Origin of the sequence: Micromonospora ferruginea (assembly GCF_013694245.2) — a bacterium.
Lineage (GTDB): Bacteria > Actinomycetota > Actinomycetes > Mycobacteriales > Micromonosporaceae > Micromonospora > Micromonospora robiginosa.
The window spans coordinates 3,145,823-3,163,217 of record NZ_CP059322.2; the positions used below are offsets into that span (position 1 = coordinate 3,145,823).

Annotated in this window: 15 protein-coding genes; 4 read left to right on the forward strand and 11 right to left on the reverse strand. The window is 72.7% G+C overall.

Going from position 1 to position 17,395, the window contains the following annotated elements; all coding sequences use genetic code 11:
• Window positions 1-11 precede the first annotated feature (11 nt).
• On the reverse strand, window positions 12-725 hold the full coding sequence (locus H1D33_RS13385; protein WP_181567760.1) for an MBL fold metallo-hydrolase: 714 nt from the start codon (window positions 723-725) through the stop codon (window positions 12-14).
• A 257-nt stretch (window positions 726-982) separates the two neighbouring features.
• On the opposite strand from H1D33_RS13385, the gene H1D33_RS13390 reads away from it, so the two are divergent.
• Window positions 983-1,834 carry a peptidylprolyl isomerase gene (locus H1D33_RS13390; protein WP_181567759.1) on the forward strand — a complete coding sequence of 284 codons (852 nt, stop codon included), beginning with the start codon at window positions 983-985 and terminating at the stop codon, window positions 1,832-1,834.
• A gap of 62 nt (window positions 1,835-1,896) precedes the next feature.
• Entirely contained in the window at window positions 1,897-2,733 is an 837-nt protein-coding gene (locus tag H1D33_RS13395; RefSeq protein ID WP_181567758.1) for a peptidylprolyl isomerase, read from the forward strand.
• A gap of 58 nt (window positions 2,734-2,791) precedes the next feature.
• On the opposite strand, the gene H1D33_RS13400 is transcribed toward H1D33_RS13395, so the two are convergent.
• From H1D33_RS13400 to ruvC, 8 genes are all read right to left on the reverse strand, one after another.
• Window positions 2,792-5,233 carry a RelA/SpoT family protein gene (locus tag H1D33_RS13400; protein ID WP_181572756.1) on the reverse strand — a complete coding sequence of 814 codons (2,442 nt, stop codon included), beginning with the start codon at window positions 5,231-5,233 and terminating at the stop codon, window positions 2,792-2,794.
• A gap of 254 nt (window positions 5,234-5,487) precedes the next feature.
• Window positions 5,488-6,054 (reverse strand): adenine phosphoribosyltransferase, encoded by a 567-nt coding sequence (locus H1D33_RS13405; protein WP_181567757.1) that lies wholly within the window; start codon window positions 6,052-6,054, stop codon window positions 5,488-5,490.
• A gap of 97 nt (window positions 6,055-6,151) precedes the next feature.
• Entirely contained in the window at window positions 6,152-7,339 is a 1,188-nt protein-coding gene (gene secF, locus H1D33_RS13410) for a protein translocase subunit SecF (protein WP_181567756.1), read from the reverse strand.
• Between the two features lies 1 nt (window position 7,340).
• Window positions 7,341-9,248, reverse strand: a complete 1,908-nt coding sequence (gene secD, locus H1D33_RS13415) for a protein translocase subunit SecD (RefSeq protein ID WP_181567755.1) — start codon at window positions 9,246-9,248, stop codon at window positions 7,341-7,343.
• Window positions 9,249-9,473: 225 nt separating this feature from the next.
• A complete protein-coding gene (gene yajC, locus H1D33_RS13420) occupies window positions 9,474-9,818 on the reverse strand; it encodes a preprotein translocase subunit YajC (protein ID WP_181567754.1) in 345 nt (114 codons plus the stop codon).
• A gap of 138 nt (window positions 9,819-9,956) precedes the next feature.
• On the reverse strand, window positions 9,957-11,021 hold the full coding sequence (ruvB, locus tag H1D33_RS13425) for a Holliday junction branch migration DNA helicase RuvB (protein WP_181567753.1): 1,065 nt from the start codon (window positions 11,019-11,021) through the stop codon (window positions 9,957-9,959).
• Window positions 11,018-11,620, reverse strand: coding sequence for a Holliday junction branch migration protein RuvA (ruvA, locus tag H1D33_RS13430; RefSeq protein WP_181567752.1), 603 nt, complete (start codon window positions 11,618-11,620; stop codon window positions 11,018-11,020). The genes ruvB and ruvA overlap by 4 nt, the downstream gene beginning before the upstream one ends.
• Window positions 11,617-12,147, reverse strand: a complete 531-nt coding sequence (ruvC, locus tag H1D33_RS13435) for a crossover junction endodeoxyribonuclease RuvC (RefSeq protein WP_091067263.1) — start codon at window positions 12,145-12,147, stop codon at window positions 11,617-11,619. Before ruvC ends, ruvA begins: the two co-directional genes overlap by 4 nt.
• A gap of 182 nt (window positions 12,148-12,329) precedes the next feature.
• On the opposite strand from ruvC, the gene H1D33_RS13440 reads away from it, so the two are divergent.
• Together H1D33_RS13440 and H1D33_RS13445 are read left to right on the forward strand one after the other, a co-directional pair.
• On the forward strand, window positions 12,330-13,112 hold the full coding sequence (locus H1D33_RS13440; protein ID WP_181567751.1) for a 3-hydroxybutyrate dehydrogenase: 783 nt from the start codon (window positions 12,330-12,332) through the stop codon (window positions 13,110-13,112).
• A 14-nt stretch (window positions 13,113-13,126) separates the two neighbouring features.
• Window positions 13,127-15,046: a helix-turn-helix domain-containing protein gene (locus tag H1D33_RS13445; protein ID WP_181567750.1), complete on the forward strand. Its 1,920-nt coding sequence runs from the start codon at window positions 13,127-13,129 to the stop codon at window positions 15,044-15,046.
• 65 nt (window positions 15,047-15,111) lie between these two features.
• On the opposite strand, the gene H1D33_RS13450 is transcribed toward H1D33_RS13445, so the two are convergent.
• The gene (locus tag H1D33_RS13450) at window positions 15,112-15,720 is read right to left on the reverse strand and encodes a TetR/AcrR family transcriptional regulator (RefSeq protein WP_181567749.1); all 609 of its coding nucleotides are present in this window, start codon (window positions 15,718-15,720) and stop codon (window positions 15,112-15,114) included.
• A gap of 11 nt (window positions 15,721-15,731) precedes the next feature.
• Window positions 15,732-17,297, reverse strand: a complete 1,566-nt coding sequence (locus H1D33_RS13455) for an MFS transporter (RefSeq protein ID WP_181567748.1) — start codon at window positions 17,295-17,297, stop codon at window positions 15,732-15,734.
• Between the last annotated feature and the right edge of the window lie 98 nt (window positions 17,298-17,395).

Consider the following 17,395-nt stretch of genomic DNA (forward strand, 5'->3'; position numbering starts at 1 on the left):
CGGGCGAGGGTCTAGAGGCCTCGGGTGGGCGCGGCCGGGCGCGCGGACCCCGCCACCTCGACGAGGTACGGGTTGCTCGCGCGCTCGCGGCCGATGGTGGTCGCGGGGCCGTGGCCGGGCAGGACGACGGTGTCGTCGGCCAGCGGGAGAACCTTCTCCCGGAGGCTGGACAGCATGCGGGGCATGCTGCCGCCCGGCAGGTCGGTGCGGCCGATCGAGCCGGCGAAGAGCACGTCACCGGAGAGGCAGATCTCGTCGGCCTCCCAGGGCGAGCCGGCGCCGGGCATCCGGAACAGCACCGACCCGCCGGTATGGCCGGGGGCGTGGTCGACGGTGATCTCCAACCCGGCCAGCGACAGCGTCGCGCCGTCGGTCAGCTCGGCCACGTCGTCGGGCTCGGCGTACGGCAGCCGGCCGCCGAAGAGCGCGGTGAGGTCCATGGAGAGCGCCTTGGACGGGTCGGCCAGCAGTTCCCGGTCCTCCGGGTGGACGTAGGCCGCGATGCCCCGGGCGCCGCAGACCGGCGCGACCGAGAAGGTGTGGTCGAGGTGGCCGTGGGTCAGGAGCACGGCGGCCGGGTGCAGGCGGTGCTCGGCGAGCACGGCGTCGAGCCGGTCGAGCACCCCGATGCCGGGGTCGACCACCACGCACTGCTCCCCCGGCGCGGTCGCCACCACATAGCAGTTGGTGCCGAAGGCGTCCGCGGGAAAGCCCGCCACGAGCACGTCCGTCCCCTCTCCGTCCGGTCGTCGTCCTCGCCCAGCAGCCTAGTCGTACCGGCGGGCGCGTTTCGCCCGCACCGACCCCACCGGCCCCGTCGAGCACAGTGACAACATCCGATAAGCGCAGGCGGGACCTCGTACACCACATTCACAGCGCGTACCCGTACACTCTGGCGGGCGTGTGGCGTGGCGCACCCCGGTTCCGGCGGCGGGCAGCGCCCGGACGCCGGCCACGATCAGGCAGAGGAAGGGGAGCACCTGTGGCTTCCAGCAGGGACCGGCAGCGCAAACTGGCGCGCGCCAAGCTCGACCGGCAACTCGCCCGGCGGGCCGCGTCCGCGAAGCGTCGCCGGCAGATCCAGGCCGGGGTGGGCGCCGCGGTGGTGCTCGCGCTGATCGTCGCCGGTTCGGCCTGGGCGCTCGGCGCGTTCGACTCGGAGCCGAAGAAGCAGGCCGCCGAGGACACCTGCCTCTGGACCCCGCAGGACGGCGCCGGGAACGCCAACGTCAAGGACGTCGGCACCCCCGCCACCAAGGACCTGCCCACCTCGGGCACCCGGCCGATGACGGTCACCACCAACCAGGGCGGGCCGATCACCGTCGACCTGGACCTGGCCGCCGCCCCGTGCGGCGGCGCGAGCCTCGCCCACCTGGCGAGCCGGTCGTTCTACAACGACACCAAGTGCCACGAGATCACCGCCGAGGGCGCGCTGCGCTGCGGCGACCCGAGTGGCACCGGGATCGGCGGCCCGACCTACTCGTTCTACGACGAGAACGTCCCCACCGCGCCCGAGCCCAGCCCGTCGGCCTCGCCGGCGCCGGGACAGCCGCCGGCGTACCCGAAGGGCACGGTCGCCCTGGTCGGCAACCCGCCGGGCAGCAACGGCAGCCAGTTCCTGATCTTCTTCAAGGACTTCAACCCGGCCAAACCGGCCTACAGCGTGGTCGGCAAGGTCACCGGCGGGCTGGACGTGGTGGAGAAGATCGGCGCCCTGCCGACCGTGGACAACGGCAGCGGCGCCAAGGTCAAGCCGAAGACGGACGTGGTGATCCAGAGCCTCACCGTCGGCGAGCCGAAGACCGCGCCGGCGGCCAGCCCCAGCGCCGGTTGATCCACCGTTGACTCGGCGGCGCGCGGCGTCGCCCCCCGATACACAGCAGCTGAGGAGTGAGCGTGACCTCCACGAGAGACCGCCAGCGGGCGGCGGCGCGGGCCCGGCTCGAACGGGAGATGGCCGAGCGGTCCGGCAAGGCCCGCAAGCGCCGGCAGACGCAGGCGATCGTCGGCGCCGCGGCCGTGCTGGTGCTCGTGGTGGCCGGCACGATCTGGCTCGCCACGTCGCTCGGCGGTGACGACGACAAGAAGCAGGCCGGGGCCGGCGCCGGGTTCGCCCAGTGCGCCTACACCGAGGTGCCGAAGCAGGGCCGCCCGGCGCAGATCAAGGACGTCGGGCTGCCGCCGGCGCAGCAGGCGAACAAGGGCAGCCAGACGATGACGATCGACACCAACCTGGGGCCGATCACCGCCAAGCTCGACCGGGCCGCGGTGCCCTGCACCGCGGGCAGCTTCACCCACCTGGCCGGCAAGGGCTTCTTCGACAACACCAAGTGCCACCGGCTGGTCACCGAGGGCATCAAGGTGTTGCAGTGCGGCGACCCGAGCGCGACCGGCAAGGGCTGGCGGGACACCGACGGCACCGGCGGGCCGAGCTACAACCTGGCCGAGGAGAACCTGCCCACCAACAAGCGTCCGCCGTACCCGGAGGGCGTCATCGCGATGGCCAACTCCGGCCAGCCCGGCAGCACCGGCAGCCAGTTCTTCATCGTGTACGGCGACTCCCAGCTCGACCCGAACTACACGGTGCTGGGCACCATCACCGCCGGCATGGACGTGGTGAAGCAGGTCGCCGCGGCCGGTGACGACGGCGCCTTCGCCAAGCAGGCAGGCGGTGGTCACCCGAAGAAGGAGATCACCATGACCAAGGTGAGCATGAGCCCGATCGAGGGCTGACCTGGTTCACCGAGAAACGCCCGCCGGTCGATCCGGCGGGCGTTTCTCGTAGGCGCTCTCAGGCCCCCGAGGTGACCCGGTACGCGTCGAAGACGCCGTCGACCTTGCGCACCGCGGCCAGCAGGTGCCCGAGGTGCTTCGGGTCGGCCATCTCGAAGCTGAACCGGCTGACCGCCACCCGGTCGCGGGTGGTGGTCACCGTCGCGGAGAGGATGTTCACCCGCTCCTCGGACAGCACCCGGGTGACGTCGGCGAGCAGCTTGTGCCGGTCGAGCGCCTCCACCTGGATGGCGACCAGGAACGTGGAGGCCGACGTCAGCTTCCAGCTCACCTCGACCACCCGCTCGGGCTGCGCCCGCAGGTCCTCGGCGTTGGCGCAGTCGTCACGGTGCACGCTGACCCCGCCGGAGCGGGTGACGAACCCGAACACCGAGTCCGGCGGCACCGGCGTGCAGCAGCGGGCCAGCTTGATCCAGACGTCGCTGACGCCGCGCACCACCACGCCCGGGTCGGCGCTGCTCTGCCGGCTGCGGGGCGGCCGGGTGGCGACGGCGGTCTCGGCGATGTCCTCCGCCGCGCCCTCCTCGCCACCGTAGGAGGCCATCAGCTTCTGCACCACCGACTGCGCGGAGACCTGGCTGTCGCCGACCGCCGCGTAGAGCGAGGCCACGTCGGCGAGGTGCAGGTCCCGGGCGATCGCCATCAGCGCGTCCGAGGTGAGCATCCGCTGCAACGGCATGCCCTGCTTGCGCATCGCCTTGACGATCGCGTCCTTGCCGGCCTCGATCGCCTCCTCGCGCCGCTCCTTGTTGAAGTACTGCCGGATCTTGGTGCGCGCGCGCGGGCTCTTGACGAAGCCGAGCCAGTCCTGCGTCGGGCCGGCCGTGTCGGACTTCGAGGTGAAGATCTCGATCACGTCGCCGTTGGACAGCGTCGACTCCAGCGGCACCAGCTTGCCGTTGACCCGCGCCCCGATGCACTTGTGCCCGACCTCGGTGTGCACCGCGTACGCGAAGTCGACAGGCGTCGAACCGGTCGGCAGCGGGATGACGTCGCCCTTCGGCGTGAAGACGTACACCTCCTGGCTGGACAGGTCGAAGCGCAGCGCGTCCAGGAACTCGCTCGGGTCGGCCGCCTCGCGCTGCCAGTCCAGCAACTGCCGCAGCCAGGTCATCTCGTCGATGTGCGCCGGCGGGCCCACCACCTGGGTGCCCTTGTGCTCCTTGTACTTCCAGTGCGCGGCGATGCCGAACTCGGCGGTGCGGTGCATCGCGTAGGTGCGGATCTGCATCTCCACCGGCTTGCCGGTGGGCCCGATGACCGTCGTGTGCAACGACTGGTACATGTTGAACTTGGGCATCGCGATGTAGTCCTTGAACCGGCCCGGCACCGGCTGCCAGTTGGCGTGGATGACGCCCAACGCCGCATAGCAGTCGCGCACCGTGTCGACCAGGATCCGCACCCCGACCAGGTCGTAGATGTCGTTGAAGTCGCGCCCCCGCACGATCATCTTCTGGTAGATCGAGTAGAGGTGCTTCGGCCGCCCGGTGGTCTCCGCCTTGATCTTGGCGGCCTTCAGGTCGGTCTGCACCTTCTGCGTCACCTGCCGCAGCAGCGCCTCACGCTGCGGCTGGTGCTCCCCGATCAGCCGGTTGATCTCCTCGAACCGCTTCGGGAACAGCGTGCCGAAGGCGAGATCCTCCAGCTCCCACTTGATCGTGTTCATACCGAGGCGGTGCGCCAGCGGGGCGAGGATCTCCAGCGTCTCCTTGGCCTTCTGCTCCTGCTTGGGGCGGGGCAGGAAGGTCAGCGTCCGCATGTTGTGCAGCCGGTCGGCCAGCTTGATCACCAGGACCCGGGGGTCCTTGGCCATGGCCACGACCATCTTGCGGATGGTCTCCGCCTTGGCCGCGTCGCCCAGCTTCACCTTATCGAGCTTGGTCACGCCGTCGACCAGCAGCGCGACCTCACCGCCGAAGTCGGCGCGCATCGCGTCGAGGGTGTATTCGGTGTCCTCGATCGTGTCGTGCAGCAGCGCCGCCACCAGCGTGGTGGTGTCCATGCCCAGGTTGCCCAGGATGGTCGCCACCGCGAGGGGGTGGGTGATGTAGGGGTCGCCGGACTTGCGGTACTGCCCCGAGTGCCAGCGCGCCGCGGTGTCGAAGGCGCGCTGCAGCAGCCGGGCGTCGGCCTTGGGGTGGGCGTCGCGGTGGGAGGCGATCAGCGGCTCCAGCACCTCGCTCACCTGCGAGGTCTGCCAGGGCGCGTTGAACCGGGCCAACCGGGCCCGCACCCGCCGGCCGGTGGGCGCGTTGGAGAGGGCGAAGCCGCCGCTGGTCGAGGGGTCGCCGTCGGTCGGGAACGGCACCACCACCGCCCCGCCGTCGACCGTCGCGTCCGGCGCGCCGTCGGTGGCGCCGGTCGCCCGGGCCGGCGGGTTGCCGCTGCGCTCGGTCACCGAGCCGTCCGCGTCGCCTGTCGGGTGCACCGTGCCCTCCACCGGAGGGACGACATCGTGGGACACCGGCCTCCTCACCGTTCGCCGGGATGCGCCGGCCGTCCGGCCGACGTCTGGTCCAACCGACCCGGGGGCCGGTGTTGTTCCGCGCCGGTCACCGGGGCTGCGCCCCGGCGGCTCCGCCGCCTGCCGACGGTCACCCGCCCGGTCAGGCAAAGGGCAATGCTACCCGTACGCAGGGTACGCCACCGCTCCGCCGGACGGTCCGTGCCGACGAACCGGACCGGCGGCCGGGGTCAAACGGTCAACAGGGCATGGACCGGACGCGGGGCGAGGCGCTCCCGGCCCTTGAGGAAGCCCAGTTCCAGCAGCACGGTGAACCCGGAGACCGTGCCGCCGGCCCGTTCCACCAGGTCGAGCGTGGCCTCGGCGGTGCCGCCGGTGGCGAGCACGTCGTCAAGCACCAGCACCCGATGCCCGGCGGTGAACGCGTCCTGGTGGACCTCAAGCGTCGCCTCGCCGTATTCCAGGGCGTAGGAGGCCGCGTGGGTCGCGCGGGGCAGCTTGCCGGCCTTGCGCACCGGCACCACGCCGACGCCGGTGGCGTAGGCCACCGCCGCCGCCAGCACGAACCCGCGCGCCTCGATGCCGGCGACCACGTCGAACGACTCCGGCCCGTGGTACGCGATGATCCCGTCGATGACCTCACGGAACGCGACCCCGTCGGCGAAGAGCGGCATCAGGTCCTTGAACATGACCCCCGGCTTGGGGAAGTCCGGCACGTCCAGCAGCCGGCTGGCGACCAGTTGGGCGACCTCCGGGCCGCTGTCTCCGCGTACGCCGGTGGTGTGGGTCTCCGTCACGGTGCGTCCCATGTCCTCTCGAAACGACGACGGCGTCCGTCATGCCGTGGCAACAGCATGACGGACGCCGTCGGATCGATTCCGTCCGGGCCGGTGGTCAGCGGCGCTTCGCGCCGCCCGGCCGGTTGCCCCCGCCACCACCGGGGCGACCGCCCCGGGCGCCGCTGGGACGCTTGCCGGTCGGCCGTGCGCCGACCTTCGGTGCGACGCCGGCGAGCGCTCCGTCCGGGTCGACCGGCTGGTCGCCGGTCGGCGCCGGGCGCGGCGCGCCCTTCGGGGTGACCTCGCCCCGGGCGGCGGCCGCCCGGCGGGCGAGCACCCGCTTGTTGTGCGCGCTGATCCGCGGGTCCTGGTTCTTCAGCAACACCAGCAGCGGCGTGGCCAGCAGGATCGAGGTCAGGAACGCCACCGCCATACCGACGAAGAGCACCAGGCCGAGGTCCTTCAGGGTGCCGGCGCCGAGCAGGCCGGCGCCGATGAAGAGCAGACCACCGACCGGGAGCAGCGCCACCACCGACGTGTTCAGCGAGCGCATGAGGCTCTGGTTGAGCGCCAGGTTGGACGCCTCGCCGTAGGTGAGGTTGTTGTTCGCGGTGATGCCGCGCGTGTTCTCCTGCACCTTGTCGAAGACCACCACCACGTCGTAGAGCGCGAAGCCCAGGATGGTGAGGAAGCCGATGATCGTCGACGGGGTGACCTCGAAGCCGACCAGCGAGTAGATGCCGGAGGTGAGGATCAGGTTGGTGAGCAGCGAGATGATCGCGGCGACCGCCATCCGCCACTCGAAGCGCAGCACCAGGTAGACCGACACCACGGCGAGGAAGATCAGCAGACCGAGGAACGCCCGCGAGGTGACCTGGCTGCCCCAGGCCTCGGAGACCTGGCTGCCGCTGATCTGGTCGGCCTGGATGCCGAACTCCTGCGCCATCGCGGTCTTGGCGGCGTTGGCCTGCTCGGCGGTGAGCTGCCCGGTGCGCATCTCGTAGTACTCGCCACTGGTGCCGCCGACCTTCTGCGCGCTGACCACCTCGACGCCGGGCGCCTCGGCGGCGAGCGCGTCGTCGACGACCGTCTCGGCCCGGTCCAGCGTGCCGACGCTGGCCGGCACCTGGAACGAGTTGCCGCCGGCGAACTCGATGCCGAGCTTGAAGCCGTTGAGCGCGAAGCTCAGCACCGCGATCAGCACCAGCGCGCCGGCCACGCCGAACCACACCTTGCGCTTGCCGACGATGTTGAGATCGGCCTCGCCCCGGTAGAGCCGGGCGGCCAGACCACTCTTCGCCATCTCAGGCCTCCTTGACACGCGGGTTGCGGGCGGTGCCCGACTCGGCCGACCGGGCCGGCAGCGCCCGACCCAGACCGCTGACCCGCGGCGACAGGAACGCCCGGGTGCGGGCGAACATCGTCATGATCGGGTGGCGGAACAGGAACACGACGACCAGGTCCAGCACGGTCGCCAGGCCGAGCGCGAAGGCGAAGCCCTTCACCGCGCCGACCGAGACGATGTAGAGCACCACGGCCGACATCAGCGTGATGGCGTTCGCCGAGATGATCGTCCGGCGGGCCCGGATCCAGGCCCGCGGCACCGCGCTGCGCGGACTGCGGCCCTCGCGGATCTCGTCCTTCAGTCGTTCGAAGTAGATGACGAACGAGTCCGCCGCCACACCGAGCGAGACGATCATGCCGGCGATGCCGGCGAGCGTCAGCGTGAAGCCGATCGACCGGCCGAGCACCACCAGCGCGCCGAAGACCAGCAGCGCGGAGAGCACCAGGCTGAGGAAGATGACCGAGCCGAGCAGCCGGTAGTAGAAGAACGAGTAGATGATGACCAGCAGCATGCCGATGCCGGCCGCCAGCAGACCCGCCTTGAGGTGGCTGTCGCCGAGCGTCGCGGTGACGTTCTGCTGCTCCTGCGGCACGAACGTCACCGGCAGCGCGCCGTAGCGGAGCTGGCTGGCCAGCGCGTTCGCCGACTTGTTGTCGAAGCTGCCGGTGATCTGCGAGTCACCGGTCAGCACGCCCTGGATCTCCGGCGAGGAGACGATCTCGTTGTCCAGCACCACCGCGACCCGGCACTTGCCGTCCTGGCCGAGCGCGCTCTGGTCGCAGGCCTGACCCTCGTTGTTGAACGACTCGCGGGTCAGCGCGGTCCACTTCTCCTGGCCCTTGCCGGTGAAGTTGAGGCTGACCACCCAGGAGCTGGTCTGGTCGAGCTGGGCGGAGGCGTTCTTGACGTCGGTGCCCTCGACCTTGGCCACGTCGAGCAGGTTCTTCGCGCCGGCCTCGCAGGCCACCGCCTTCTGCTTCGGGTCCTTGATCGAGGCGGGCGGCCGCTTGTCGAGCTGGGCGCAGGTGATGGTGGGGACGTTGAACTGCATCTCCACCGGCAGCACCGCGATCTCCTGCGGGGAGAGCGTGCCGAACGGCTTGAGCTTGTCGGCCAGCGACGGGTCGGCGGTCAGGTCGGCCGGGGCCTGCAGGCCGGAGGCGGCGGCCCACGCGGCGGGGCCCACCTTCTTCTGCACGGCCTGCCGCTGCTGCTCGATGCTCTGCGGCACCGGCTCGGCGCTGGCGCTCGGCGCGGCGGCGCTCGGCGAGGCCGACGGGGTCGGCGTGGCGCTGGCGCTCGGCGCCGGGGCCATCCCGCCCTGGCCGCCGGCGCTCGGCGACGCGGAGACCTTGGCGCTCGCGCTCGGCTTCGGCGACGCGCTGCCGGACGGCTTCGGCGAGGCGCTGCCGGACGGGGCCGCGGAGGCGCTGGGGCTCGGCGCCGGCGCGGCGGCCGCGCCGCTGCCGTCGGTGGCCTTGAGCACCTTGCGGAAGCGCAGCTCGGCCGCGCTGCCGACGTCGGTCAGGTCGCGGTTCTGGCCGGGCAGGGAGATGACGATGTTGCGGTTGCCCTCGGTGACCACCTCCGCCTCGGCCACGCCGTAGGCGTTGACCCGGCTCTCGATGATCTGCCGCGCCTCTTCGAGGTTGGCCGAGGTCGGCGGCTTGCCGTCCACCGTGTTGGTGGCCTCGAGCGTCAGCCGGGTGCCGCCGATGAGGTCCAGGCCGAGCCGGGGCTCCAGCCGGTCCTTCCAGCCACCGCTGGCACCGCCCGAGAAGAACACCAAAAGATAGAGGACGACGAAGATGAACCCGAGCACGGCGAGCTGCCGTCCGGGGCGCATCTGTCCCTGAGGTGGTGCCACGGCTGTCCTGTCTCCCTGTACGGTCGCGCCGCTTCCACGGCGGCGACACCTGTCGGGCCGGGGGTGTCCGCCCGACTGCTCCGGCTTGGCCGGCGCCGGTCACCGGCACGCCGGCCCGGACGCGACGCGGGGGCGTCGCGCGGGCCCGGCCGCGTGCCGGCGTCGGATGCCGGCCCAACTATCCACTTGTGGGGGTGATTCCGCTGCCCCGTCCGGGGCGGGTGGTCACTCCTTGACCGGTTCGACTTCCTCGCTGATGGTCTCCGCCTCGGGCGCCTCGGCCCGCTTGACCACGCGGGCCACGGCGGGACGCGCGTAGCGGGTCTGCACGCCCGGGGCGACCTCGAGCAGGACCGTGTCGTCCTCGACCACGGTGACCGTGCCGTGCAGGCCGCCGATGGTGACCACCTCGTCGCCGGGGGCGAGCGCGGACTGCATCTGCTCCGCCTCGCGGCGGCGCTTCTGCTGCGGACGGATCATCATGAAGTACATGACGACGAAGAGCAGAGCGATCATGAGGATCGGCGTCAGACCGCCGGCTCCCCCGCCACTCGCTGCTGCGTAAAGCACGGTGTCGACCTTCCGGTTGGCCTCCGCCGACCCCTGAGGGCGCCGCAGCGGAGGCGGATTCTCACGTCCTGTACAGACCGCGGCGAAGTCTAGTCGCTGCTCCTGAGAAGACCGAATGCGGCACAGATCACGAACGGATCACGGCGTGTCGGGCTGCGTCGAGAACAGATCGGGTCCCCGGGAGGGATCCGCACCAAATGTACCATTCGGGGGCGTACGGCCCAGATGGTGCCAGGCGGCCTCGGTCGCCACCCGGCCCCGGGGCGTCCGCGCCAGCAGCCCGGCCCGGACCAGGAACGGCTCGCAGACCTCCTCGACCGTGTCCGGCTGCTCCCCCACCGCCACCGCGAGGGTGGAGACACCGACCGGGCCACCGCGGAACGAGTCGACGAGCGCCTTCAGCACCGCCCGGTCCAGCCGGTCCAGGCCCAGCGCGTCCACGTCGTAGACGGTGAGCGCGGCCCGGGCGGTCTCCAGGTTGACCACCCCGTCGGCGCGCACCTCGGCGTAGTCGCGGACCCGGCGCAGCAGCCGGTTGGCGATCCGGGGCGTGCCCCGGGACCGGCCGGCGACCTCCGCCGCGCCCTCCGGGGTGATCGGCACGCCGAGGATCCGGGCGGAGCGGTGCAGCAGCGTCTCCAGGTCGGCCGGGGAGTAGAAGTCGAGGTGCGCGACGAAGCCGAACCGGTCGCGCATCGGCCCGGTCAGCAGGCCGGACCGGGTGGTGGCGCCGACCAGCGTGAACGGCTCCACGTCGAGCGGGATGGCGGTCGCACCGGGACCCTTGCCCACCACCACGTCGACCCGGAAGTCCTCCATCGCGCTGTAGAGCAGCTCCTCGGCCGGCTTGGCGATCCGGTGGATCTCGTCGATGAAGAGCACGTCGCCCTCGGCCAGGCTGGTCAGGATCGCGGCCAGGTCGCCGGAGCGCTCGATCGCCGGCCCGCTGGTCACCCGGATCCCGGTGCCCAGCTCCGCGGCCACGATGTTGGCCAAGGTCGTCTTCCCGAGGCCGGGCGGCCCCGACAGGAGGATGTGGTCCGGCGGGGAGCCGCGCCGCATCGCGCCCTGCAACAGCAGGTCGAGCTGGTCGCGGACCCGGTGCTGGGCGATGAACTCACCGAGCCGCTTCGGCCGGACGCTGGCCTCCGCGTCCAGTTCGGCGTCGCTGACGTACGCCGAGACGAGGTTGTCCCCACTCATCGGGTGCGACCCAGGAGGCGGATCGCCTGCTTGAGCAGAACCGGCACCGGCGGGGTCTCCCCGTCGACGGTCTCGGCGACCGCGGCGACCGCCTGCTCCGCCTGCGCGGCCGACCAACCGAGCCCAACCAGGGCCTGGCGCACCTGCTCCGGCCAGGCGCCCGCGGTCACCCCGCCCGCGCCGTCCGGGCCGATCGCCACCGGGCCGACCCGGTCCCGCAGCTCCAGCACGAGCCGCTCGGCGCCCTTCTTGCCGATGCCGGGCACCCGGGTCAGCGCGGCGGTGTCGGCGTTGGCGATGGCCTTGCGGACGGCGTCCGGGGTGTGCACGGCGAGCACCGCCTGGGCCAGCCGGGGACCGACCCCGCTGGCGGTCTGCAACAGCTCGAAGAGCTGCTTGGCGTCGTCGTCGGCGAAGCCGTAGAGGGTGAGTGAGTCCTCCCGGACCACCAGGCTGGTGGCGAGCCGGGCCGGCTGGCCGACCCGCAGGTCGGCGATGGTGCCGGGGGCGCACTGCACGGCCAGGCCGATGCCGCCCACCTCCACCACGGCGTGGTCCGGACCGGTCGCGGTCACCGTGCCGCGCACACTCGCGATCATCGTCGCGCCCCTCCTCGTCGGGCCTGGTCGGCCGCGGCGGCCAGCTTGGACCGGGTGCCGCCGCGCCAGACGTGACAGATGGCCAGCGCCAGCGCGTCAGCGGCGTCCGCCGGCTTGGGCGGCTCCGCCAGCCGCAGCAACCGGGTGACCATGGTGGTCATCTGCTTCTTGTCGGCCTGGCCCGAGCCGGTCACCGCCGCCTTCACCTCGCTCGGCGTGTAGGTGGTCACCGGCAGCCCGGCGCGCGCGCCGGCCAGCACCGCCACGCCGCTGGCCTGCGCGGTGCCCATCACGGTACGGACGTTGTGCTGGCTGAACACCCGCTCCACCGCGACCGCGTCCGGCCGGTGCTCGGCGACCAGGTCGGTCAGCGAGCGGTCCAGGTGCAGCAGGCGCAACGGCAGCTCGTCGGCGGGATCGGTGTAGACGACGTAGTAGGCGACCAGGGTGCACGGGCGGCCCGGCACGCCCTCGACCACGCCGACCCCGCACCGGGTCAGCCCCGGGTCGACGCCCAGCACGCGCACGCCGCCTCCTCCCCGAGCCGCCAGCAGTACGTGTGTTCGACACACCCTACCGATGCCGCCGGGCGGCCGGACGGGCGGACACGCCGGGGACGATCGGCGCGACCCGCACCACACACCGAAGCGGTCGAGTATGTGTCGCCGCCCCATGTGCCCGGGGCCACACGCCTCGTAACTTCTGCGCCATGACGGCAGAACCCGTGGCGGTCCCCCACGTCGTACACGTCGACCTCTCCGGTCGCCATGCCCTGGTGACCGGTGGTGGCAGTGGCATCGGACGGGCCTGCGCCCTGCGCCTGGCGGCGGCCGGCGCCTCGGTCGTGGTGCTGGACCGCAACGTGGAGGCGGCCAAGGCCGTGGCCGCCGAGGCGGGCGGCCGGGCCGAGGGGATCGACCTGGCCGACCCGGAGGCGGTGGACCGCCTCGACGTGGACGCCGACATCGTGGTCAACAACGCCGGGTTGCAGCACGTCGCGCCGGTGCAGGACTTCCCGGTCGAGCGGTTCGAGTACATCCAGCGGGTGATGGTGGAGGCGCCGTTCCTGCTCATCCGCCGGGCGCTGCCCCGGATGTACGCCAACGGCTGGGGTCGCATCGTCAACATCTCCTCGGTGCACGGGCTGCGCGCCTCGCCGTTCAAGGCGGCGTACGTCTCGGCGAAGCACGCGCTGGAGGGCCTGTCCAAGGTGGTGGCGCTGGAGGGCGCCGCGCACGGGGTGACGGCCAACTGCATCAACCCGGCGTACGTGCGGACCGCGCTGGTGGAGAGCCAGATCGCCGACCAGGCGGCCAGTCACGGCATCGGCGAGGACGAGGTGATCGAGAAGATCATGCTGGCCCGGGCGGCGATCAAGCGGCTGATCGAGCCGGAGGAGGTGGCCGAGCTGGTGGCGTACCTGTGCGCCCCGCCGGCCGCGTTCCTCACCGGCGCCTCGATCGCCCTCGACGGGGGCTGGACGGCGAACTAGTGGCGCCGCGCACAATGTCGGTCATGTCGTCGCCGGTGGAGTTCCTGGAACTGCTGGCGCGCGAGGCCGCCGCGGTCGAGTTCGAGGGCCCGCTGGTCGCCGCGCGCGCCGCCGGCCTGCCCGCCGACCGGCTGGCCGAGCTGGAGCAGGCGAAGATCGTGGCGCTGCGGGTCCGGGCGCTGCTGGAGCGCCGGCGCCGCCGGGAGACCGAGCTGTCCGGCCTCTACGACACCGCCAGCGACCTGGCCGGCCTGCGCGACCTGGACGACGTGCTGCGGGCGATCGTGCACCGGGCGCGGATCCTGCTCGGCACCGACGTGGCATACATGACGCTCAACGACGACGAGCGCGGCGACACGTACATGCGGGTCACCGACGGGTCGATCTCGGCGCGGTTCCAGCGGCTGCGGCTGGAGATGGGCGACGGCCTGGGCGGGCTGGTGGCGCAGACCGGCACCCCGTACGTGACGTCGAACTACCAGGAGGACGAGCGGTTCCGGCACACCGGGGAGATCGACGGCGGGGTGGGCGAGGAGGGCCTGGTGGCCATCCTCGGCGTGCCGCTGCGGCTCGGCTCCAGCGTGATCGGCGTGCTCTACGCGGCCAACCGCTCGGCCCGCCCGTTCGCGCGGGAGGAGGTGTCGCTGCTGGTGTCGCTGGGCGCGCACGCGGCGGTGGCGATCGACACCGCCCGGCTGCTCGCCGAGACCCGGTCGGCGCTGGCCGAGCTGTCCTCGGCGAACAGCACGATCCGGGCGCACAGCAGCTCGGTGGAGCGGGCCGCCGCCGCGCACGACCGGATGACCGCGCTGGTGGTCCGCGGCGGCGGGATGGAGGACGTGGCGGCGGCGGTGACCGAGGTGCTCGGCGGGGCGCTGCTGGCGCTGGACGCCGAGGGCCGCCGGCTGGCCCGGGTCGGTGAGATCGAGGAGCCGGACCGGGCGGACATCGTGGAGGCGGTCGCCGCGTCCCGCACCGAGGGGCGCAGCGTGCGACGCGGCCCGCTCTGGTACGCGGCCGTGGTGGCCGGCGCGGAGAACCTGGGCGCGCTGGTGCTGCGCCCGGACGACGAGCTGGTCGACGCCGACCAGCGGATCCTGGAGCGGGCCGCGCTGGTGACCGCGTTGCTGCTGCTGTTCCGCCGCACGGTGGCCGAGGCGGAGGGGCGGGTCCGGGGCGAGCTGCTGGACGACCTGATCGCCCGGCCGTTGCGGGACGCCGACGCGTTGCGCAGCCGGGCCCGCCGGATCGGGGTCGACCTGGACGCCCCGCACGTGCTGGTGGCGGTCGGCGACGACGCGTTCGCCGAGACCGGGTCGGCCCGGCAGCGGGTGCTGTCGTGGGCCACCACGTACGCCTCGACCCGGGGCGGGCTGGCCGCGGCGCGCGACGGGCGGGTGGTGCTGATGCTGCCCGGCCGGGACGCCGGCGGGGCGGCCCGCGCGGTGGCCCGGGACCTGTCCCGGGTGACCGGCCGGCCGGTGACCGCCGGGGCGAGCGGGCCGTCCACCGGCCCCGCGTCGCTGGCGGTGACGTTCGCCGAGGCGGAGCGCTGCCTGACCGCGCTCGGCGCGCTGGGTCGATCCGGGCAGGGCGCGAGCACGGCGGAGCTGGGCTTCGTCGGGCTGCTGCTGGGCGCGGTCGGCGACGCGGGCAACCGGGACGTGAGCGGGTTCCTGACCGCGACGGTGGGGCCGGTGGTCGACTACGACGCGCGGCGGGGCACCGCGTTGGTGCGGACGCTGGAGGCGTACTTCGGGGTGGGCGGCAGCCTGGCCCGGGCGGCCGAGCAGTTGCACGTGCACGTGAACACGGTGACCCAGCGGCTGGAGCGGGTCGGGCAGTTGCTCGGCGCCGACTGGCAGAAGCCGGAGCGGGCGCTGGAGGTGCAGCTCGCGCTGCGCCTGCACCGGCTGCGCACGCCCGCCGCCTGAGCTGCCCGGCGGGTCAGCGGGCGCGCAGGCCGGCCAGGACCGTGTCCCCTGAGCTGCCGACCGGGTCAGCGGGCGCGCAGGCCGGCCAGGACCGTGTCCACGATGCGCTCGGGCAGGATCCGCTCGTCCGTCCCCGGATACCAGTGCACCATCCGCTGGGTCAGCATCGGCGCGGTGAGCAACGCCATGGCGACCTCGACGTCGAGGTCGGCGCGCAGCTCACCATGCTCGACCGCGCGGCGCAGCACCTCGCGCATCGCCTCCCGGCGGGGCTCGATGATCGCCTCGTAGGCCTGCCGGTGGGCGGAGCTGCGGCTCACCTCGGGCACCAGGCACGGCATGATCATGCGGGCCCGCGGGTCGACGTGCTGACCGACGGCGCCGACGAGCTGCACCAGGTCGTCGCGGACGGAGTGCCCGCCGATGCGGGGCGGGGCGCCCTTGAGCCGGCCCAGCGCGTCCAGCAGCAGAGCTTCCTTGCCGGACCAGCGGCGGTAGATGGTGGCCTTGCCGACGCCGGCCCGGGCGGCGATCGCCTCGATGGAGAGCGCCTCGATGGTGCTCCCCTCGGCCAGCAGGTCGAGGGTGGCCTCCACGATCGCCTCGTCCGCGCGGGTGCTCCGCGGTCGCCCGGGCGACCGCGGAGCATCCGCCGTGGAAGTCATGTCAGACATTGTCCACGAACCTATGCGGTCCCGGCCAACTCCGGCTCGGTGGCCGGTGACGCGTCGGGCGCGACGAGCGGCCGGCCCGGCATCCAGCGGAACACGATGACCATGCCGAACAGGGCGACGAGCGCGGAGATCCCGGCCGCCCAGTGCATCGCCGAGACGAACGAGTCGTTCGCCGCGTCGATCAGGCGCGGCGCGGCCGGGCCGAGCCGGTCGGCGACCGCGTACGCGCCGGAGACCGACTCGCGGGCCGCGTCGCGGACCGGGGCGGGCAGCGCGGACACGGCCGGGGCGATCTGGTCGCGGTAGACCGCGGAGAGCACCGAGCCGAGCACCGCCACGCCGAGCGCGCCGGCCACCTGGCGGATCGTGTTGCTGACCGCCGAGCCCACGCCGGCCTTCTCCCGGGGCAGCGCCGACATGATCGACTCGGTGGCCGGCGGCATGATGTTGGCCATCCCGGCGCCCTGGAGGAAGCCCAGCGCCGAGAAGATCCAGATCGGCGTGTCCGCGTCGATGAGGACGAACGCGGCGAGCGCCACGACGGTGAGCAGCAGCCCGACCGCGGCGACGGCCCGGCCGCCGTACCGGCGGACCATCGCGGCGCTGCGCGGCGCGAAGATGAGCTGGGCGGCGGCGAAGGGCAGGAACAGCAGGCCGCTCTCCAGCGGGCTGTAGCCGCGCACCAGTTGCAGGTAGAACGCGCCGAAGAACATCACGCCCATCGCGGCGAAGAAGACCAGCCCGACCAGCGCGACCGGGGCGGCGAACCGGGGCACCCGGAACAGCCGCACGTCCAGCGACGGGTGGTCGCTGCCCAACTCGTGCGCGACGAACCAGCCGAGCACCGCGAGGCCGCCGACGATCGAGACCCAGACCTGCGGGCGACCGAAGCCGTGCTCGCCGCCGTCGATGATGCCGTAGGTGAGCGCGACCAGACCGACCACGGAGAGCAGCACGCCGAGCAGGTCCACCCGGCCCGGGGACGGGTCGCGGGACTCGGGGACCAGGAGCGCGACCAGCAGCACGCCGACGGCGACCACCGGCACGTTGATCAGGAAGACCGAGCCCCACCAGTAGTGCTCCAGCAGGGCGCCGCCGAGCACCGGGCCGATGGCCACGGCGAGGCCGACCGCGCCGGCCCAGACGCCGATCGCCCGGCCGCGCTCGCGCGGGTCGAAGACGTTGGAGATGATCGAGAGCGTCACCGGCATGATGGCCGCGCCGCCGACGCCCATCAGGGCCCGGGCGGCGATGAGCTGCCCCGGGTCCTGCGCGTACGCCGACAGCAGTGAGGCCAGCCCGAACAGCGCCAGCCCGAGGATCAGGAAACGCCGGCGGCCGAGCCGGTCGCCGAGCACGCCGAAGGTGAAGAGCAGGCCGGCGAAGACCAGCGTGTAGGAGTTGATCGCCCATTCCAGCTCGCCCTGGCTGGCGCCGAGGCCGTGCACCGGGTCGGCGAGGGTGCGCAGCGCGACGTTGAGGATGGTGTTGTCGAGGACGACCACGAGGAGGCTGATCACCAGCACTCCGAGGATCGCCCACCTCCTCGGGTGTCCGGTGTTCTCGTGCGGTTCCATTCGGGTTCTCCCCCCGGTTCACCCGCGTCCGAATACGAAACGGGCCAGACTCGTAACTCACGCCGAGCGTAGGTGAGGGAATTTCGATACGGAACCGG

What these genes read in the sequence shown, in the direction of transcription:
- ruvB (WP_181567753.1), bottom strand. Translation starts at nt 11,021, where the DNA reads ATGAGTGGGGACAACCTCGTCTCGGCGTACGTCAGCGACGCCGAACTG.
- H1D33_RS13450 (WP_181567749.1), bottom strand. Translation starts at nt 15,720, where the DNA reads ATGTCTGACATGACTTCCACGGCGGATGCTCCGCGGTCGCCCGGGCGA.
- H1D33_RS13440 (WP_181567751.1), top strand. Translation starts at nt 12,330, where the DNA reads ATGACGGCAGAACCCGTGGCGGTCCCCCACGTCGTACACGTCGACCTC.
- ruvA (WP_181567752.1), bottom strand. Translation starts at nt 11,620, where the DNA reads ATGATCGCGAGTGTGCGCGGCACGGTGACCGCGACCGGTCCGGACCAC.
- H1D33_RS13455 (WP_181567748.1), bottom strand. Translation starts at nt 17,297, where the DNA reads ATGGAACCGCACGAGAACACCGGACACCCGAGGAGGTGGGCGATCCTC.
- H1D33_RS13445 (WP_181567750.1), top strand. Translation starts at nt 13,127, where the DNA reads ATGTCGGTCATGTCGTCGCCGGTGGAGTTCCTGGAACTGCTGGCGCGC.
- secF (WP_181567756.1), bottom strand. Translation starts at nt 7,339, where the DNA reads ATGGCGAAGAGTGGTCTGGCCGCCCGGCTCTACCGGGGCGAGGCCGAT.